The organism is Pseudoalteromonas sp. P80D2, assembly GCF_036680945.1.
GTDB classification, from domain to species: Bacteria; Pseudomonadota; Gammaproteobacteria; order Enterobacterales; family Alteromonadaceae; genus Pseudoalteromonas; species Pseudoalteromonas shioyasakiensis.
Genome location: NZ_JAZDAR010000029.1, coordinates 1 through 18,650 on the forward strand (window position 1 = coordinate 1; position 18,650 = coordinate 18,650).

Below are 18,650 nucleotides of genomic sequence, written 5' to 3' on the forward strand. Positions count from 1 at the left end.
AAGCCATCAAAGTACCCACATAAAAAAAGAAATGCCAGTCAGCTTAACTGACTGGCATTGACCAATTGGTGCCTTTTTTGTATTTGCTGTATTAACGACTTAGCTCACCGCGCAGGTTGTCTTGCATCAAGTGACGAATTGTTTCTACTTCTAGCTTTTGACTAAATAAGTAGTGTAACTTGGTCAAACAGGCTTCTAATGTCATATCGTAGCCACTGATCACACCACAATTTAATAAGGCATTACCGGTTGCATAACCGCCCATATTAACTTGGCCTTTTAAGCACTGCGTTAGATTAACAATTACCATACCGCGTTTACTTGCATCATTAAGAATATCTAAGAACGCCGGATCTTGCGGGGCATTACCTACGCCAAAACTTAATAAAACTAGTGCTTTGATGTCGTCATTAACTAAACTTTTAACCACTTTTGGGCTTATCCCAGGGTAGAGATAAAGCACACCTATTGGCTGTGGCGTGATATTTGACACCTGAAGTTCGTTATCAACGTATGGGCTTAATTGCCCTTTGATCAGTTGAATATTAATTCCAGACAGTGCTAATGGTTCAAGGTTCGGTGATGCAAAGGCATCAAAGCCATCAGCATGGGCTTTTGTTGCACGGTTACCGCGGAATAATTGGTTATTAAAAAACAGGCTTACTTCAGCAATTGGGTAATTAGCGGCTAAATACATGGCATTAAGTAAGTTTACTTGGCCATCAGAACGAAGTTGCGACAATGGAATTTGTGAGCCTGTCACAATCACAGGTTTTGTTAGGTTTTCGAACATGAAAGACAAAGCAGAAGCTGTGTAGGCCATGGTATCGGTACCATGCAAAACCACAAAGCCATCATAGTCTTGGTATTTACTCTTAATATCGTCAGCAATTAATTGCCAGTGGGCAGGGGACATATCTGAAGAATCAATGAGCGGGCAATATTCGTGAATATCAAACAAAGGCATTTCATCACGATTAAACTCTGCATTATTGACCACTGTTTCGGTTAAAAAACCTTCTGCCGGAACATAGCCACGGCTCGATTTTTTCATACCGATAGTACCACCCGTATAGGCGATATATATACGTTTACGTTTCATAAAAAAAGCCCAGTTAAATAACTGGGCTTAGTATACCTAAAATCGCTTAGCTAAGTAACTTATTGAATTACATTACACACTAAACAACGAGCGTAAACGCCTTGTGGATCGTTGTAATCTTTTAGGTTATCAATTTCACTACTTAACTGATTAATAAGGCTTTGTAAGTTGGCTTGTGTTGCTAGTACTGATTGTGATGAATCAGACTTAGCAAAGAAGCTCTTAACAGCCGCGGTGCCAAAGATATCTTGCAGCATTTGCTCTTGTGGTGTTAAAGACTGTTTGATGGTCTTAACATCATAATGATTAAGCTTAGCAAGCTCAGCTGCCGCCTTAATTGCATCTTGCTTATCGCCAAGTTTATCAACTAACCCCAGCTCTTTTGCTTGAGTTGCAATCCATACCCGGCCTTGGGCAATTTTATCCACTTGCTCAGGGGTCATGTTGCGCGCTTCAGCCACTACATTTAAAAAGCGTTTGTATGCATTTTCAACGCTCATTTGAATGATATCTGACATTTTCTCGTCAAGTGGGCGTGCAATAGAGAAGCCAGCAAGGTCTGTTGTAGCAACGCCATCTGAGTAAATACCTAATTCAGCCATTGTATTTTCAAATGTCATGAAAGTACCGAATACACCGATTGAACCTGTAATTGTACTAGGGGCTGCCCAAATTTCATTGGCTGCAGATGCAATCCAGTAACCACCTGATGCTGCCACTGAGCTCATTGAAGCGATAACCGGTTTACCCGCTGCCTTAAGAGCTAGTACTTCAGCACGGATAACTTCAGAAGCAAACATACTACCACCACCTGAATCGATGCGTAGTACTACGGCTTTTACTTTGTCATCAAGACGCGCTTTGCGAAGAAGAGCTGCTGTAGAGTCACCACCAATTTCACCTGCTTTACGCTCGCCATCAACAATGGTGCCTTTTGCAACAACCACAGCCACTTTTTCAGTGATTGGGTTATCGAACTCAACAGGCGGTTTTACCAGCGATAAATACTCACGGAAGCTTACTTGCTTAAAGGTTTTGCCTGTTTCTTCTGCACCCACTAACTCAATGAGCTGTTGGCGAATTTGTTGTGAGGTTTTTAAAGAATCAACCCACTGATTATTTAGCGCGTATTGGCCCGAGTTACCATCAACTGCTTGCATTTTTGCAAGGTAAACATCCATATCTTCATCGAAATTACTTTCATCGAATGGACGGCTCGCAGCAACGTCAGTTTTATACTCGTTCCAAAGTGCAGTTAACCAAACGCTATTCGCTTCTTTTGCCGCATCTGACATGTCATTACGAATAAAAGGCTCAACCGCTGACTTATAAGTACCAACACGGAAAATATGTTGAGTCACTTTTAACTTTTCAAGCGCATCTTTGAAATAAAGCGGGAACATACCGTAGCCTTCAATGCTTACACCACCATAAGGGTGCATAGACACTTCATTAGCGTGGGCTGCAATATAGTATTGAGCTTGTGTATAGTAATAGCCCGTTGCAATAACTTGCTTGCCTGCCTCTTTAAAGGCATCAATAGCTTTAGTTATTTGTTTTAGCTTATTGATGTGTGCACTTGGCATTTTTTGTAGATCAAGAAGCATTACACTGATGCGATCATCTTTAGTTGCTTGGTTGATCACTTCAACAACATCATCAAGAAGAATTTCTGATGGTGCTTCTTTACCCATAGTTGCATCGTTGATTGCTTCTTCTACAGGATCAACATACGTTTTTTCTTCAACAATAGGGCCATTTAAGTTTAGGCGTAGCACGGTTCCGTCTGCTACTTTTACTTGGTCTTCTTCACCTGTGATGGCAACAAAGAAGAGTATTACTAGTAATAGAAATAATATGTTTAGGACCAAACGGCGGGAGAAATTAATCCCGGTCCAAATGCCTTTAAATATCTTTGCTAGCAAAATAAATCCTTAATTCAGTACAGCTTAGTAGTGATCTCATCTTAGCTTAGAATAACTTTAAATTTAACTGTTAAATAGTAACAGAGTGTTTAAAACGACAATTTGCTACAGAATAATTACCGGTGAAAAGTTGATTATTCTAAGTTATTGCCGCAGAATCTATTTCAAATAGAGGTTCGACCAGTTAACGGGGCACACAATGTTAGAACAAAAATTACAATTACCGCATACCGAACTTCGTAATCGTTTGGTTATGGGCTCAATGCATACCGGCTTAGAAGAAGGCTGGCATAACCGTAAACGCTTACGTGCATTCTACGAAGCACGTGCCAAAGGCGGCACGGGTTTAATCATTACAGGTGGTTATAGCCCAAATATTCGTGGCAAGCTATCTCCGTTCGCATCAACATTTAACTCATTTTATGATGTGATCAAACACAAAGCATATACTGATGCAGTGCATCAGCATGGCGGAAAAATTTGCTTACAATTATTGCACGCAGGTCGCTATGCTTATCATCCATTCAATCAAGCGCCAAGCTCAATTCAGGCACCTATTAATCCGTATAAACCTAAAGAAATGTCGTTAGGTTCAATTAAAAAAACCATCAAAGACTTTGCTAACTCTGCAAAATTGGCTGAAAAAGCAGGTTATGACGGTGTTGAAATCATGGGTTCTGAAGGTTATTTGATTAATGAATTCATGGCTAACCACACTAATAAAAGAACAGACAACTATGGCGGTAGTTTAGAAAACCGCATGCGCTTGGCGGTAGATATTGTTAAAGCTGTACGCGCTAAAGTAAGTCAAAAGTTTATTATTGTATTTCGTTTGTCTGTGATGGATTTAATTCCTAATGGATCAACGCCTGATGAAGTAAAACAACAAGCCCTAGCACTTGAACAAGCAGGCGTTGATATCTTTAACACCGGTATTGGTTGGCACGAAGCTCGTGTACCAACGATTGCCAGTATGGTACCACCAGGTGCATTTAAAGAAGCATCAAAACGCTTGAAAGAAACGGTATCTGTGCCTGTTATCGCGGTCAACCGTATTAATACTCCAGAAATTGCCAATGGAATTTTAGAAGCAGGCGAGTCTGATTTAATTTCGATGGCACGTCCTTTATTAGCAGACCCTGAGTTTTTCAATAAATACGTTAATAATAAGTCTGAGCAAATCAATATTTGTATTGGTTGTAATCAGGGCTGTTTAGACCATGTGTTTAAAAACAAACGTGCAACCTGTTTGGTTAACCCACAAGCGGCTTTTGAGTTAGATTATAGTCTTGAAAAAGCACCATCGTCTCGATTAGTACTGGTTGTAGGGGCTGGCCCTGCTGGCCTTGCTGCAAGTTGTTACTTAGCAGAGAAAGGTCATAAAGTGACTTTAATTGAACGTAAAGAACAAATGGGTGGCCAATTTAATTTAGCCATGCAAGTGCCGGGTAAAGAAGACTTTAACCATACCCTTAACTACTTTACTAATGAATTAAAGCGTTTAAATGTCGATTTACAGCTCGGTACTGAGTTTACTGACAATATGCTCAATCAATACGATGATGTGGTTTTTGCAACAGGCGTACGTCCGCGTGAAGCCAAAATAGAATGCAGTGATGGCAAACGTGTATTCGCTTATGATGAAGTAATTCGTGGTGAAGTAGAACTAGGCGAGAAAATTGCGATTCTAGGTGCCGGTGGTATCGGTTTTGATATGGTTGCCTTTTTAAGTGAACACAAAGGCCAAACAATTGAGCAATTCAAAACTCAATGGGGTATTGAATGCGAAGCTGCGCCTGAAAAAGACAATCGCCAAATTTACATGCTTAAGCGAAGTGCAGGGCGCTTTGGTAGTGAACTGGGTAAAACAACGGGGTGGATCCATCGTCAAGTTGCTAAACAACACGGTGTTAAACAAATAGCTGAGTGTCAGTATCTAAGCTTTGATAAGCAAGGTTTGAAAATTACTGTAAAAGGTGAAGAGCAAATCCTCGATGTTGATACTGTGATTGCCTGTATTGGTCAGGTGTCAAATACTGAAACGTTCGACAATCAAACCGAAAACGCGAAAGTACACGTTATTGGTGGCGCAAAACTAGCTGCTGCTATTGATGCAAAACGTGCGATTTTTGAAGCGCTACAAGTTGCTCGTAAAATTTAATTGAAAGTAAACTAGAAAACGTGCGGTCTATGTGATTAATCTATTTAGTCACGAGACCGCTATGTTGAACACACACCTAATACCCCTTTACCATCGCATTTTAAATAAACTGCAGTTTTTAGACGGGCTACCGAGTCTATTAATTCGCTTGATCTTAGCACCAGTGATGATCATTGCCGGCTTTAATAAACTAGCTTTAAGCGGTGATGTAACTCATTTTTATCAATACTTTTTAGCATCTGAAGATATTGTTGCTTGGTTTGGAAATAGTGACTGGGGTTTAGGCCTACCTATGCCCTCTGTATTAGCCTTTTTAGCTGCATGGACTGAGTTTTTAGGGGGGATCTTTATATTATTGGGTTTATTTACTCGTTTAACAGCTATTCCTTTGATGATCACCATGCTGGTTGCAGCGACAACAGTACATGCCAGTAATGGCTGGTTTGCTGTAACACCCACAGATGCCAGTACCAGCCCTGCGAGAGTACTGAATTGGCTAGCAATACCAGGAAGTGAAGCCAGTTTAGTCAATTCCAATGAAGCCAGTGAGCGATTAACGAAAATGCGCGAGTTGCTAGAAACGCATGGTTATACAGAGTACCTCTATGCGAAAGGAAAACCTGTAATATTAAATAATGGTATTGAGTTTTCCGCAATATACTTTGTTATGCTCTTAAGTTTATTTTTTGTAGGGGGCGGTCGTTACGTTAGTTTAGATTATTGGTTAACTAGAAAAGCATCGAATAGCTTTATTGCTATTAAAGATAAATGATAAGCTTGGGTTTTCTGCCCCGATTATTCAGGGGCATCGTACTTAAGCATTTACGGAATATTCATGGACGCTTTAACGCTATTACAAACTCGACAATCAGATCCTCGCCTTACCGCACCAGGACCAACTGCAGAACAACTTGAAATTATTAAGCGAGCGGCCATAAAAGTGCCTGATCATGGCTGTATTGCGCCTTGGCGGTTTATTGTGGTTGAAGGCGACGCACGTAATAAATTAGGAGATATCTACCATCAAGCCGCTGTTGCTGAAAACCAAGATGATAGAACCATTGAGCGCGCTAAAGAGCTACCGCTGCGTTCGCCTATGATGATCATTGCCATTGCTGATGTAACTGAAAACCCAAAAGTGCCACGTATTGAACAAGTACAAAGTGCAGGCTGCGCTGTACTTGCAATGCAACAAGCGGCCTTTGCTCAAGGTTTAGGGGGCATTTGGCGTACAGGTTATTTTGCACAGAGCCCAGCTGTTAAAGCGGCACTTGGTTGTAAAGAAGATGATGAGATTGTTGGCTACCTATATTTAGGTACGCCAGAAGTCGACATTAAAAAACCAATCAGACACAAGCCAGAGACATTTTTTGAGAATTTATAAATATTAGGAACTTTTTTGCAGTTAAGCAGTCAGACACTATTAAGCTTACTTATGTTAGTTTTTTTAGATTTAGCTTAGCTGTAAGAAGCGCACGGATGCAAAAAACGAAATAATTCTTCTTCAGTGTGTTTTTTAATCGGTTATTTTTTGTTAACGTATGGATAGTCTTAAAAAAATAACGATAAAGAAGACGAGAACGATGGGAAACTTATTTTTACGTGAAAAAGAAAATTGGTTCGCTTGGTCAATTTGGGGCTTAGTTGGCGCCGTGGTCACTTTTTTTGTTGCCATGTCTACGAAGCAACCTCATTACCTTGGCTTGTCTGCTGTAGTGGTATTACTCCTACTGACTTGGTGGATGCAAAGCACTAAACGTTTCGATTTCGGCCGCGCTTTTAAAATTTGTTGCTACGTTTTAACGATCACCTGCTTACCAGCCTTTGCATTAGTCATTATACCTAGCTATAACCTCAATAAAATTGACGTAATAGTGCAGGGTTCAGGCTTTGCAATTGTTAGTTTAATTGTTTGTTTAGTTTGCTCTTTAATCGCAAAGCGCCCTAAGCAGTACTATTAAAATTACTTTTTTAAAGTTTTTTACATTTAAGGCTTTACAACGAACGCAGTAAACACTATTATGCGCGCCGTACGGAGAGATGGCAGAGTGGTCGAATGCACCGGTCTTGAAAACCGGCAGGGGTTTGTAGCCCCTCTAGGGTTCAAATCCCTATCTCTCCACCATTATTTAGAAAAACCGCCTTCAGGGCGGTTTTTTGCTATCTGGAGAAAAGTAATGTCAGCAAGCGAGTCTTCTTCTACACTAATGCGCATTGTTAAACATGTTCTGCTTTGGTGTATCTTTTCTTATTTTTATCACAGCGGGATCAATGTACTTGTAGCTATGGCCCATGATGCGCAGCCTGATTACGGGCTAATATCTTCAATCGCTTATGGTATTGGCTTTAATGTGTTAGTAGGGCACCTTATTGGCAAATACGACAAGCATTGGCCTGTCATTGCTGCATGTGTGATTTCGACTGTGGGTCTTATTGCCGTGCCTTTAGTTATGTTAGGCAAAGATGGTTTAATGAGCGGCTTTTTTATTGCTTCGATGATCGCTACATTACCTGTTGCGACATTTGTAATTGATAAAATAAAGCAGCGAATTAGTGCAAACACTGAGCAAACGCAGTAAAACTAGGCGATATTCGTTGTTTTTTTATGTTAGTATGAGCACGTCTTTTAACTAAATAAACGTGAATTAAAACATGTCAGATAATTTTACAACAGACGCTGAAAAAGCAAGTTACGGTATTGGTTTACAAATGGGTGAGCAATTAAAAGCGAATCCATTCGAAGGTTTAAACTTAAATTCTGTATTTGAAGGTATGAAAGACGCATACACTGGTAACGATTTCCAAGTTGAAATCCCAGCAATTCAAGCAGCTTTTGAGAAAATCAACGCTGAGATCCAAGCTCGTCGTGAAGAAGAAGCTAAAGTTCTTGCAGCTGAAGGTATTGCATTCTTAGAAGAAAATGCAAAACGTCCTGAAGTAACAGTAACTGAATCAGGTCTTCAATACGAAGTACTTACTGCAGGCGACGGTGAAAAACCAACTGCAGATTCAACAATCCGTGCACACTACCACGGTACACTAATCAACGGTACAGTATTTGATAGCTCATACGAGCGTGGTCAACCAGCTGAATTCCCAGTTGGCGGTGTAATCAAAGGTTGGACTGAAGCAGTACAAATGATGGGTACTGGTTCTAAGTGGCGCTTATACGTACCACACGAACTTGCTTACGGTGAGCGCGGTGCTGGTGCAGCAATCGCTCCTTTCTCAACGCTAATCTTTGACGTTGAGCTATTAGAAATCATCTAATCGATTTCAAATAGACATAAAAAAACCTGCTTAAAGCAGGTTTTTTTATGTCTGAAACAAATAGCTAATTAGCTATTTGATTCAGCGTATTCTTTACACGCAGCAGTGTCTTCACATTCACCATATAGGTAAAGAGAGTGGTTAGTCAGTTTAATACCATTCTCTTTTGCGATTTCTTCTTGACGACGTTCAATAGTATCGTCTTCAAACTCAACAACCTTACCACATTTTAGGCACACTAAGTGGTCATGGTGAGTGCTACCTGATAATTCAAATACTGACTTGCCGCCTTCGAAGTGGTGGCGAGATACAATACCTGCATCATCAAATTGGTTAAGAACACGGTAGACAGTTGCAAGACCAATCTCTTCGCCTTTGTCTAATAGGATTTTATAGACATCTTCAGCGCTGATGTGTTGGTTGTCTGGAGATTGCAGAATCTCTAAAATTTTAATACGCGGCAGAGTTACTTTTAACCCTGCTTTTTTTAATTCCAAGTTGTGATCAGTCATTCAATCTGTCTCAATTTTATTTAGTTATACTAGGCATCATCAAGATGCACACGACACATTAGCAACTATTAGAATAACGTGCCTAGTTACTAAGTGCAAAGAACAATTCGTCTATTTGCCGATTTTTCAAACAAAAATGAACTGGTTGTGCATCTTTACATCAGCTAGTAAATGCGAGTAGTACTTGTTATTAATCAGCAAGTTCCGCTAAACACATTTCATCATAAACCTGAGCACACCAATCTTTAACACGCTTTTCAGTAAGCTCTGGTTGACGGTCTTCATCAATACCAAGGCCAACAAAGTTGCTGTCATCTACTAGTGCTTTTGAAGCTTCAAAGTCGTAGCCTTCAGTTGACCAATGACCCACTACGATTGCGCCACGCTCAGTAACGATATCGTTGATCATGCCCATTGCATCTAAGAAGTATTCTGCATAGTCTTCTTGGTCACCGCAGCCGAAAATAGCAACAAGTTTACCTTCGAAGTCAACTTCTTCTAATTCAGGGAAGAAATCATCCCAGTCACATTGAGCTTCACCGTAGTACCAAGTTGGAATACCGAATAACAATAAATCGAATTCAGCAATCTCTTCTTTAGAACTTTTTGCAATGTCGTGAACCGCTACAAGCTTTTTACCTAATTCTTTTTGAATCATTTTAGCTACGTGTTCAGTATTGCCTGTGTCACTTCCGAAAAAAATACCTACGCTTGACATGGATTTAAAACCTTCTATCTATCAATAGCCAATCTTTCTTGTAAAATTGTTTCAATCAACGCGCTACGGCTAATATTCTGCGCATCTGCCATATCGCTTAATGCTTGATATAACTGTGATGAAACCTTAAATTCTACACGCTTTAAACCACGTGCTTTATCTCGCTTTATTTGATTACGTTTATTTACTTTTAATTGCATATCGCGAGGTAGGGGATTTGTTTTCGGCCTACCTGGACGCTTTTCGTATTCAAATAAATCGGGTGTTGTTCTATCTGTTTCTGACTTTGCCATGTCTAGCCCACACCTGCGCCTTGCCAGAAGACTTGAATAAGTCCTTTCGCTATAAACCCAGAACAGCCTAAAAATAGCACTAACCAAACGATGTATCGGCCAAATCGTGGTACATCACCTTTTTTAAGGACGTCTTGAATTGCCATTCCAATAAAAAAGAAAATACCGGCTAAGCCAAAATACAACCCTAAGGTATCAAATTCGTTAATTAACTGACTGACCATCAACGTATAAACCTTTAAATTAAACGGCGCGTACTATAGCACACAAATTTGTAATAATTTAGTGCGCACGATCAAAAACAGCGAATTTTATCAGCCCAATTAATGAGCTAAAAAATCGCTGATTGCTTTATTTACAGCAAGTGGTTTTTGGGCATGTAGCCAGTGACCAGCACCATGAATAATTTTTGCTTTTGCATTAGGGAATAACGCCATAATAGCAGGGCGGTGTTCTGCTAAAATGTAGTCAGAATCATTACCTTTAATGAATAAAGTATCACATAAACAAGAATCATTTTCACTAACTTGCGCTAAAATATTTTCATATTGCTGGTATAAAACAGCTAAATTAAAGCGCCATTGATAGTGACCTTCATCATTTTTAGCAAAGCTTTTTAATAAAAACTGACGTACGCCCATTTCATCAATGTGCTTGGCAAGTATTTCATCAGCCGCTTTTCTATCTGTGATATTAGACTGTGCAACTTCGTTTAGGCCTGCAAAAATAGCGCTGTGACGCGGGTTATTAGCAACAGGAGAAATATCTAACACAACAAGTTTACCAATAAGCTCTGGGTGATTAAGTGCTAATTGCATGGCCACTTTGCCACCCATTGAATGACCTATGATGTGCGCTTTACTAATATTTAGATGTTCAAGTAACTCACTGACATCTTTAGCCATTGCGTGATAATTCATGGTATCGCTATGGAATGATTTACCGTGGTTACGTAAATCAATATTCGTTACACGATAATTTTCAGCTAATGCTTTTGCGATTACATTGAGGTTTTCAAGTGAGCCAAACAAACCGTGGATCAATACAACGTCTGAACCTTGACCCATTTGTTGGTAGTTTAATAGCATTTTCAACTCCTAATTTTAATGGCAGTATTTTGCCTAGTGAAATTACAAAATGCAAAACATAGAGAATTGCTGCGAGCTTAGGTATAATCAATGAGAACTTTTAAAATGTGACCCGTAAAGACAGGAATAACATGAAAAAAATCGACATAGACGACGAGTTATATCAATACATTGCAAGCAACACGCAAAGTATTGGTGAAAGTGCATCAACCATTTTGCGTCGTTTATTAAACCTCTCTGATGGCGCCAATGCCCCAGTTGAAACAACTACTAAAACTGAACAAGAAACCCCAGTTGTTGAAGTACAAGAACAAGCAGAAAAAGAAACAAGCCCTGAACCAAGCGACGAAAATGTTGAAGAGGCTGCACAAACTGTCACAGCATCGACACAAGTGAAAGGTAATGTGTTTAATGTATTAAACAAAGAAGAGCTAGCAATGCAAAAAGGTGTTGTTGGTCGATTCTTATTTATACTAGCTGCTTTATATAGAACACATAAAAAAGATTTTGCTAATGTGCTTGAAATTAAAGGCCGTGACCGTGTTTATTTTGCCACTAGCAAAGAAGCACTACTGGAAAGCGGTAGCAGCATGAATCCAAAAAATATCACTGATACTGAGTATTGGGTGATGACAAATTCAAATACAACCAGAAAAAAAATGATGCTTCACGAAGTAGCACTGTGCTTAGGCTACAGCGCAGATGAAGCAGAAAAAATTCGTGATTACTTATAATCCATAAGGAAATAATATGGCGATTCATCCAGATGCAGGTAAACCTGCACCGCAATCAAGCTTAGTGAATGTACCAAAACTGATCTCTGCTTATTACTTAAATGAACCTGACCTAGAACAAAACCCAGAGCATTGTGTTGCTTTTGGTACGTCTGGCCATCGTGGTTGTTCGTTCGATGTAAAATTTAATGAATCGCATATTTTAGCGATCACTCAAGCAATTTGTGATTACCGTAAAGAAAACAATATTTTTGGCCCACTTTTCTTAGGTAAAGATACACATGCATTGAGTGAAGCGGCTTTTAACTCTGCTATTGAAGTACTTGTTGCAAACGAAGTGCAAGTCATTGCACAAGAAAATGACGATTACACGCCAACGCCGGTAATTAGTCATGCTGTTGTTTGCCATAACAAAGAAAACCCAAATGAACTTGCTGATGGTATTGTGGTAACTCCTTCACATAATCCGCCAGAAGACGGTGGTTTTAAATATAACCCGCCAAATGGCGGCCCTGCAGATACTGATGTTACTAAGTGGATTGAAGACAGAGCGAATCAATTACTTTTAGAAGACTTAGTTGAAGTAGAGTTATTTCCATATGCTAAAGCATCACGTTCTGGTTTTATTAAGTACCAAGACTTAATTACCCCTTATGTTGATGACTTAGTTAATATTGTTAATCTAAAAGCAATTAGCGATGCGAAAATCAAAATTGGTGTGGATCCACTTGGAGGCTCTGGTATCAACTTTTGGCCAGTCATTGCAGAAAAATATAATTTAGACTTAACAGTCGTAAATGAGTCTGTTGATCCAACATTTTCGTTCATGCCTTTAGATAAAGACGGCAAAATCCGTATGGATTGTTCATCACCTTATGCAATGACAAACCTTATTGCATTAAAAGATGACTATGATATCGGTATTGGTAACGACCCTGACTATGACCGCCATGGTATTGTTACACCTGACGGCTTAATGAATCCAAATCACTTTTTAGCAGTTGCAATTGACTACTTATTAAATAACCGCGAATGGTCAAAAGACGTCGCAATTGGTAAAACGCTCGTATCAAGCGGCATGATTGATAAAGTAGTTACACGTAATAACCGTGAAGTAAAAGAAGTACCTGTAGGCTTTAAATGGTTTGTTGAAGGCTTAAGCAAAGGTACCCTTGCTTTTGGTGGTGAAGAAAGTGCAGGGGCGTCATTCTTACGCTTTGATGGTACAGTTTGGAACACTGATAAAGATGGTTTCATCTTAGGTCTTCTTGCTGCAGAGATTTTAGCCGTAACGGGTAAAACACCTTCACAGCTTTATAAAGAACTTGAACAAGAGTTCGGTGCGCCTATTTATAAACGTATTGATGCGCCAGCTAGTGCAGAACAAAAATCACGTTTAAAAGCGTTATCAGCTGATGATGTTACTGCAAGTACCTTAGCGGGTGATGCCATTACGCAAAAACTAACCCATGCGCCTGGTAATAACGCTGCTATCGGCGGTTTAAAAGTTGTTACTGAAAACGGTTGGTTTGCTGCACGTCCATCGGGCACTGAAGATATTTATAAAATTTACCTTGAATCATTCAAAGGTGAAGAACATCTAGCATTATTAGAAAAAGAAGCGAAAAAGCTGGTTGATTCAGTAATTAGCTAATTCCTTTTTTACCTATTAAAACGGCTGAGATTCTCAGCCGTTTTTGTATTCTACTCTCACGCATTTTTAGGATAGAACAATGAGCTATTCAACTCCTTCATATCTCGAAGAATTAAAAAGTACCGGCGACTTTTTAACCCTGACTCGCAACAATGAGTTTTCACTAGAATCTTGTGCTTTTACCCTTGCAAATGGTACTGATGTCACTGTTCACGACACGGGTATCATTGAGTTTCAACCTGCACAGCAAACAAACAAAGATATTGTACTTTCAAGTGCAGTACATGGTAACGAAACTGCGCCAATTGAAATTTGCGATCAATTAATCAAATCAATCATTACAGAACAACTTTCCTTGAAGCAGCGTGTACTGTTCATTTATGGTAATCCTAAATCTATTAATATCGGTAAGCGTTTTGTAGATGAAAACTTAAACCGTTTGTTTAATGGTCATCATACTGTAGAAGGCATTGCTTCAAACCCAGAGCGAGTTCGTGCAAAGCTACTTGAAGATGTTGTTTCTGATTTCTTTGCTAGAGGCAACCAGGACAATGAGCGTTTTCATTATGATCTTCACACTGCAATTCGTGGCTCTAAAAATGAAAAGTTCGCAGTCTATCCTTTCTTACATGGTAAACCGTGGAAAAAATCACAACTGCAATTTTTACTTAGCTGTGGCGTAAACACGGTACTAATGATGAAATCAGCGGCAACTACCTTCAGTTACTACTCGTCGTATGTACATGGAGCTGACTCATTTACGGTAGAACTTGGCCAAGTAAAACCATTTGGCGAAAACGACATGTCGCGATTTGAGAAAACCAAAAAAACCTTAACTGCATTAATTAGTCAAGAATCTGTCGAATATAAAGAATTTAATGCAGGTGATTTCGAGTTGTTTTCAGTATATAGAACAATAAACCGTACTTGCGAAGACTTTAGTTTTCCATTTGCTGATGATGTAGAAAATTTCACCGGTTTCGCAAAGGGCGAATTAATGGCAACTGATGGTCAGACCAGATATGAAGCGGAAGTAGACGGTGAAGCTATTATCTTCCCAAACGCTGATGTAGCCTTAGGTCAGCGCGCTTTGCTTACTGTTATTCCAATGCAAGTTGATAGCAACTTTATTTAAAATCTCTGCATTAACACCCATCTAAATTTAGTTAACTATATGACTCTAAAGAATTTATCTTGTTGTATAGTTAACTTTCCATGCGTTTTTAGCCATTTGTCATCTATTCGTCTATGATTAGTTGAATAACAACTTACGTTAACGTAAAGTGACGGCAGTTTAATTTAATTAGATTGAATATTGCGCAAACTTTATCCTTACAGCTCATGCTGATAAAAATATAATTAAGGGCAGTAGCGTAGGTTTCTGACAACGAAAGAAGGTAGGTTATGAGTAATCCAAATAACGTATCGCTAAACATTAATCATGAACTGTCATTTATTGACGGTCACGCATTAACGATCCCTACATTAAGTATTCTTAATGAGGAAGGCGACATCTACGAAGGTGCAACCGCACCTGATATCGACAAAGCAACGGCAATCCGTCTATATGAAACAATGCGTTTTATTAGAGCACTTGATGAGCGTATGCAAGCAGCACAGCGTCAAGGCCGTGTTAGCTTTTATATGCAATGTCTAGGCGAAGAAGCGGCTGTAACAGCATCAGCTGCAGCGCTTGATCAAAACGACATGATCATGGCCCAATACCGTGAGCAAGCAGCTTTACGTTATCGTGGTTTTAGCCTTGACCAATTCATGAATCAAATGTTCTCAAATGAAAAAGATTTGGGTAAAGGTCGCCAAATGCCAATTCACTATGGCTCACGCGAACTTAACTACATGACTATTTCATCACCGCTTGGTACACAAATTCCGCAAGCAACAGGTTATGCATATGGCCAAAAAGTTCGTCATATTGATGCCCAAACAGGTGAGTTAAACAGCACTATCGATAACATAACTATTTGTTACTTTGGTGAAGGCGCTGCATCTGAAGGTGATTTCCATGCTGGTTTAAATATGGCCGCAGTTCACGAAGCACCGGTTATTTTCTTTGCCCGTAACAATGGTTATGCGATTTCTACACCTGCGGATGAACAGTTTAAAGGTGATGGTATTGCATCACGTGGTGTTGGTTACGGCATTAAAACAATTCGTGTTGATGGTGCTGATGCACTTGCTGTTTATGCTGCAACGAAAAAAGCCCGTGAGATTGCGACTACTAAAGGCGAACCAGTTTTAATTGAATCGATTGCCTATCGTTTAGGTGCTCACTCAACCAGTGACGACCCTAGTGGTTACCGCACAAAAGATGAAGAAGCAAAACATAAAGGCTGTCCAATCGAGCGTTTCCGTAAGTGGCTATTAAAGCAAGGTTGGTTAGACGAAGCGCAAGACGCAAAAGACAAAGAAACTATTCGTGAAGAAATTTTAGCGGCCCTTAAACGCGCTGAAAAAGTTGAAAAGCCAGCATTAGAAGAGCTTATTTCTGATGTTTATGATAAGCCAATCCCATCACTGCAAAAACAATATGAAGAACTAAAAGATCACATTTTGCAGCATCCTGATGCTTATCCAACAACTGCAGGGAGATTAAAGTAATGGCTAAAATGAACATGCTTCATGCAATTAACTCTGCCCTTGATATCACCATGGCAGAGCATCCAAATGCATGTATTTTTGGTGAAGACGTTGGTTATTTTGGCGGTGTATTCCGTGCAACATCGGGCTTACAAGAAAAATATGGTAAGCATCGTGTGTTCAATACTCCATTAACTGAGCAAGGTATTTTAGGTTTTGCTAATGGTTTAGCGGCGTTTGGTGCACCTGCTTTAGCTGAAATTCAGTTTGCAGATTATATTTTCCCTGCATTTGACCAAATCGTGAATGAATCAGCAAAATTCCGTTACCGTAGTGGTAATGAATTTAATGTTGGCAATCTAACAATCCGTACTCCATACGGTGGTGGTATTGCAGGTGGTTTATATCACTCACAATCACCAGAAGCTTATTTTGCTCACACACCGGGTTTAAAGTTGGTTGTGCCACGTAACCCATACCAAGCAAAAGGTTTGCTTCGTGCATCGATTAAAGATGATAACCCTGTTATTTTCTTTGAGCCGAAACGTTTATACCGTGCATCAACAGGTGAAGTTCCAGAAGAAGATTACAGCATCGAGCTTGGCAAAGCTGAGATCGTGCAAGAAGGCACTGATGTCACTGTACTTGCTTGGGGTGCTCAGATGGAAATCATCGAAGACGCCGCTAAAAAAGCTGCAGAGCAAGGTATTAGCTGTGAAGTGATCGACTTACGTACCATTTTACCATGGGATGTTGAGACCATTGCTAAATCAGTGACTAAAACAGGTCGTTTAGTGGTAAGCCACGAGGCACCAATCACGAATGGTTTTGGTGCAGAAATCGTTGCAACAATTCAACAAGAGTGTTTCTTACACCTTGAATCGCCAATTGCTCGCGTGTGTGGCTTAGATACGCCATACCCATTAGCACTTGAAAAAGAATATGTGCCGGATGCACTTAAAGTGCTTGCTGCGATTAAGCAATCAGTAGAGTTTTAGGAGTCAGTATGTCTAAAGATTTTATCTTGCCAGATATCGGCGAAGGCATCGTAGAGTGTGAAATTGTTGAATGGTTAGTTGCAGAAGGCGATTCTGTAAAAGAAGACCAGCCTATTTGTGATGTTATGACCGACAAGGCGCTTGTGCAAATTCCTGCTGTTCATGATGGTGTGATCAGTAAGCTTTATTATGCAAAAGGGGATATTGCGAAAGTACATGCACCATTATTTGCAATGGATGTTGATGGCGAAGCACCAACACAAAGCGAAGAAGCGCAAGCGCCTGCTGCAACTGAAGCATCATCTGAGGCGGGTGAGCACTTAGAAGATTTCATTTTACCCGATATCGGTGAAGGTATCGTTGAGTGTGAAATCGTTGAGTGGTTAGTGAGTGAAGGCGATGAAATCGTAGAAGACCAAGCTGTGTGTGATGTAATGACAGACAAAGCATTGGTGCAAATTCCGGCTAAGTACACAGGTAAAGTTGAAAAGCTTTATTATCAAAAAGGTGATATTGCAGCGGTTCACAGCCCATTATTCCAAATGAGCATTGCAGGGCAAAGCGCAGAGCCAGATGTAAGTTCTGCGGTAGTTAAAGCACAAACAAATGCAGCAACTAAACCTTCGCAGAAGCCTGCGGCTTCAGCAAACTCTAGCAAACAACTTAATAAGAAAGCAGTTGCTTCACCTGCTGTTCGTCGTAAAGCCCGTGAACTTGATGTTGATTTAACGCAAGTACCAGGCTCTGGTAAAAACGGCCGTATTTATAAACAAGATATCGAAGATTTCTTGAATGAAACACCAAGCCAAACAGCAACACAACAAGCTGCGCCAAAAGCGGCAGAGCCTGTATCATCTGTGGCATCTTCTGGTGGTAATCGTGTAGAGCCTATTAAAGGCATTAAAGCGGCAATGGCTAAGCAGATGGTTGCTTCAGTTTCGACAATTCCTCACTTTACTTTCTGTGATGAAATTGACCTAACTAAACTGATTGCAATGCGCAGTGAGCTTAAAGAGCAGTATAAGCAACAGGGCGTTAAGCTCACTATGATGCCGTTCTTTATCAAAGCACTGTCGTTAGCGATTAAGCAATTCCCAGTACTAAACTCGCAAGTAAATGATGATTGCAGCGAGCTAACTTACTTTGATGATCATAACATCGGTATGGCGGTTGATTCTAAGATTGGTTTACTCGTACCAAACATTAAATCGTGCCAGTCAAAGAGCATCGTAGATGTTGCAAACGAAGTGACCCGCTTAACTGAAGCAGCACGTGATGGTCGTGTTTCACCGGATGATTTGAAAGGCGGCACTATTAGCATTTCTAACATCGGTGCGATTGGCGGCACAATTGCAACCCCGATCATCAATAAACCTGAAGTAGCGATTGTTGCTTTAGGTAAACTGCAGCATTTACCTCGTTTTGATGCACAAGGCAATGTTGTTTCAGCTGCTATTATGCAAGTAAGCTGGTCTGGAGACCACCGAGTGATTGATGGCGGTACAATTGCCCGCTTCAATAACTTATGGAAGTCTTACTTAGAAGACCCTGCAAAAATGATGATGGCGATGAGCTAACATTAGTAAGCATTAAAAAA

The 18,650-nt window shown here is 40.0% G+C and carries 19 protein-coding genes and 1 tRNA gene; 13 read left to right on the forward strand and 7 right to left on the reverse strand.

Going from position 1 to position 18,650, the window contains the following annotated elements; genetic code table 11:
* Positions 1–91 precede the first annotated feature (91 nt).
* Together ansA and sppA are read right to left on the reverse strand one after the other, a co-directional pair.
* The gene (ansA, locus tag VRK28_RS07665; protein ID WP_054561413.1) at positions 92–1,102 is read right to left on the reverse strand and encodes an asparaginase; all 1,011 of its coding nucleotides are present in this window, start codon (positions 1,100–1,102) and stop codon (positions 92–94) included.
* Between the two features lie 59 nt (positions 1,103–1,161).
* Positions 1,162–3,027 carry a signal peptide peptidase SppA gene (gene sppA, locus VRK28_RS07670; protein WP_332393682.1) on the reverse strand — a complete coding sequence of 622 codons (1,866 nt, stop codon included), beginning with the start codon at positions 3,025–3,027 and terminating at the stop codon, positions 1,162–1,164.
* Between the two features lie 199 nt (positions 3,028–3,226).
* Between sppA and VRK28_RS07675 the strand changes: the two genes are divergently transcribed.
* From VRK28_RS07675 to VRK28_RS07705, 7 genes are all read left to right on the forward strand, one after another.
* Positions 3,227–5,188, forward strand: coding sequence for an oxidoreductase (locus tag VRK28_RS07675; protein ID WP_130166380.1), 1,962 nt, complete (start codon positions 3,227–3,229; stop codon positions 5,186–5,188).
* A 61-nt stretch (positions 5,189–5,249) separates the two neighbouring features.
* A complete protein-coding gene (locus VRK28_RS07680) occupies positions 5,250–5,960 on the forward strand; it encodes an HvfX family Cu-binding RiPP maturation protein (protein WP_332393683.1) in 711 nt (236 codons plus the stop codon).
* Positions 5,961–6,023: 63 nt separating this feature from the next.
* Entirely contained in the window at positions 6,024–6,572 is a 549-nt protein-coding gene (locus VRK28_RS07685; protein ID WP_063528448.1) for an NAD(P)H nitroreductase, read from the forward strand.
* A gap of 199 nt (positions 6,573–6,771) precedes the next feature.
* The gene (locus VRK28_RS07690) at positions 6,772–7,149 is read left to right on the forward strand and encodes a hypothetical protein (RefSeq protein WP_054561417.1); all 378 of its coding nucleotides are present in this window, start codon (positions 6,772–6,774) and stop codon (positions 7,147–7,149) included.
* 73 nt (positions 7,150–7,222) lie between these two features.
* Positions 7,223–7,313 (forward strand) — tRNA-Ser (locus VRK28_RS07695).
* A 52-nt stretch (positions 7,314–7,365) separates the two neighbouring features.
* Positions 7,366–7,767: a hypothetical protein gene (locus VRK28_RS07700; protein ID WP_130166376.1), complete on the forward strand. Its 402-nt coding sequence runs from the start codon at positions 7,366–7,368 to the stop codon at positions 7,765–7,767.
* Positions 7,768–7,840: 73 nt separating this feature from the next.
* Positions 7,841–8,458: an FKBP-type peptidyl-prolyl cis-trans isomerase gene (locus VRK28_RS07705; protein ID WP_054553930.1), complete on the forward strand. Its 618-nt coding sequence runs from the start codon at positions 7,841–7,843 to the stop codon at positions 8,456–8,458.
* 68 nt (positions 8,459–8,526) lie between these two features.
* On the opposite strand, the gene fur is transcribed toward VRK28_RS07705, so the two are convergent.
* From fur to VRK28_RS07730, 5 genes are all read right to left on the reverse strand, one after another.
* Positions 8,527–8,970 (reverse strand): ferric iron uptake transcriptional regulator, encoded by a 444-nt coding sequence (gene fur / locus VRK28_RS07710; protein ID WP_063529330.1) that lies wholly within the window; start codon positions 8,968–8,970, stop codon positions 8,527–8,529.
* 190 nt (positions 8,971–9,160) lie between these two features.
* The gene (gene fldA, locus VRK28_RS07715; RefSeq protein WP_054553928.1) at positions 9,161–9,688 is read right to left on the reverse strand and encodes a flavodoxin FldA; all 528 of its coding nucleotides are present in this window, start codon (positions 9,686–9,688) and stop codon (positions 9,161–9,163) included.
* Between the two features lie 14 nt (positions 9,689–9,702).
* On the reverse strand, positions 9,703–9,981 hold the full coding sequence (ybfE, locus tag VRK28_RS07720; RefSeq protein ID WP_004586673.1) for a LexA regulated protein: 279 nt from the start codon (positions 9,979–9,981) through the stop codon (positions 9,703–9,705).
* 2 nt (positions 9,982–9,983) lie between these two features.
* Positions 9,984–10,205 carry a DUF2788 domain-containing protein gene (locus tag VRK28_RS07725; protein ID WP_036968243.1) on the reverse strand — a complete coding sequence of 74 codons (222 nt, stop codon included), beginning with the start codon at positions 10,203–10,205 and terminating at the stop codon, positions 9,984–9,986.
* Positions 10,206–10,304: 99 nt separating this feature from the next.
* A complete protein-coding gene (locus VRK28_RS07730) occupies positions 10,305–11,069 on the reverse strand; it encodes an alpha/beta fold hydrolase (RefSeq protein ID WP_332393685.1) in 765 nt (254 codons plus the stop codon).
* Positions 11,070–11,200: 131 nt separating this feature from the next.
* On the opposite strand from VRK28_RS07730, the gene seqA reads away from it, so the two are divergent.
* The 6 genes from seqA to VRK28_RS07760 all read left to right on the forward strand — a co-directional run bounded on the left by seqA (position 11,201) and on the right by VRK28_RS07760 (position 18,630).
* Positions 11,201–11,803 carry a replication initiation negative regulator SeqA gene (gene seqA, locus VRK28_RS07735; protein ID WP_332393686.1) on the forward strand — a complete coding sequence of 201 codons (603 nt, stop codon included), beginning with the start codon at positions 11,201–11,203 and terminating at the stop codon, positions 11,801–11,803.
* A 16-nt stretch (positions 11,804–11,819) separates the two neighbouring features.
* Complete coding sequence (gene pgm, locus VRK28_RS07740) at positions 11,820–13,457, forward strand: phosphoglucomutase (alpha-D-glucose-1,6-bisphosphate-dependent) (protein ID WP_175078279.1); 1,638 nt, start codon at positions 11,820–11,822, stop codon at positions 13,455–13,457.
* Between the two features lie 79 nt (positions 13,458–13,536).
* Positions 13,537–14,592 (forward strand): succinylglutamate desuccinylase, encoded by a 1,056-nt coding sequence (gene astE / locus VRK28_RS07745; protein ID WP_332393688.1) that lies wholly within the window; start codon positions 13,537–13,539, stop codon positions 14,590–14,592.
* A 269-nt stretch (positions 14,593–14,861) separates the two neighbouring features.
* Positions 14,862–16,076 (forward strand): thiamine pyrophosphate-dependent dehydrogenase E1 component subunit alpha, encoded by a 1,215-nt coding sequence (locus tag VRK28_RS07750; RefSeq protein WP_062565319.1) that lies wholly within the window; start codon positions 14,862–14,864, stop codon positions 16,074–16,076.
* Positions 16,076–17,053 (forward strand): alpha-ketoacid dehydrogenase subunit beta, encoded by a 978-nt coding sequence (locus VRK28_RS07755; protein ID WP_058584964.1) that lies wholly within the window; start codon positions 16,076–16,078, stop codon positions 17,051–17,053. The genes VRK28_RS07750 and VRK28_RS07755 overlap by 1 nt, the downstream gene beginning before the upstream one ends.
* An 8-nt stretch (positions 17,054–17,061) precedes the next feature.
* Positions 17,062–18,630, forward strand: coding sequence for a dihydrolipoyllysine-residue acetyltransferase (locus VRK28_RS07760; RefSeq protein WP_332393689.1), 1,569 nt, complete (start codon positions 17,062–17,064; stop codon positions 18,628–18,630).
* Positions 18,631–18,650 lie beyond the last annotated feature (20 nt).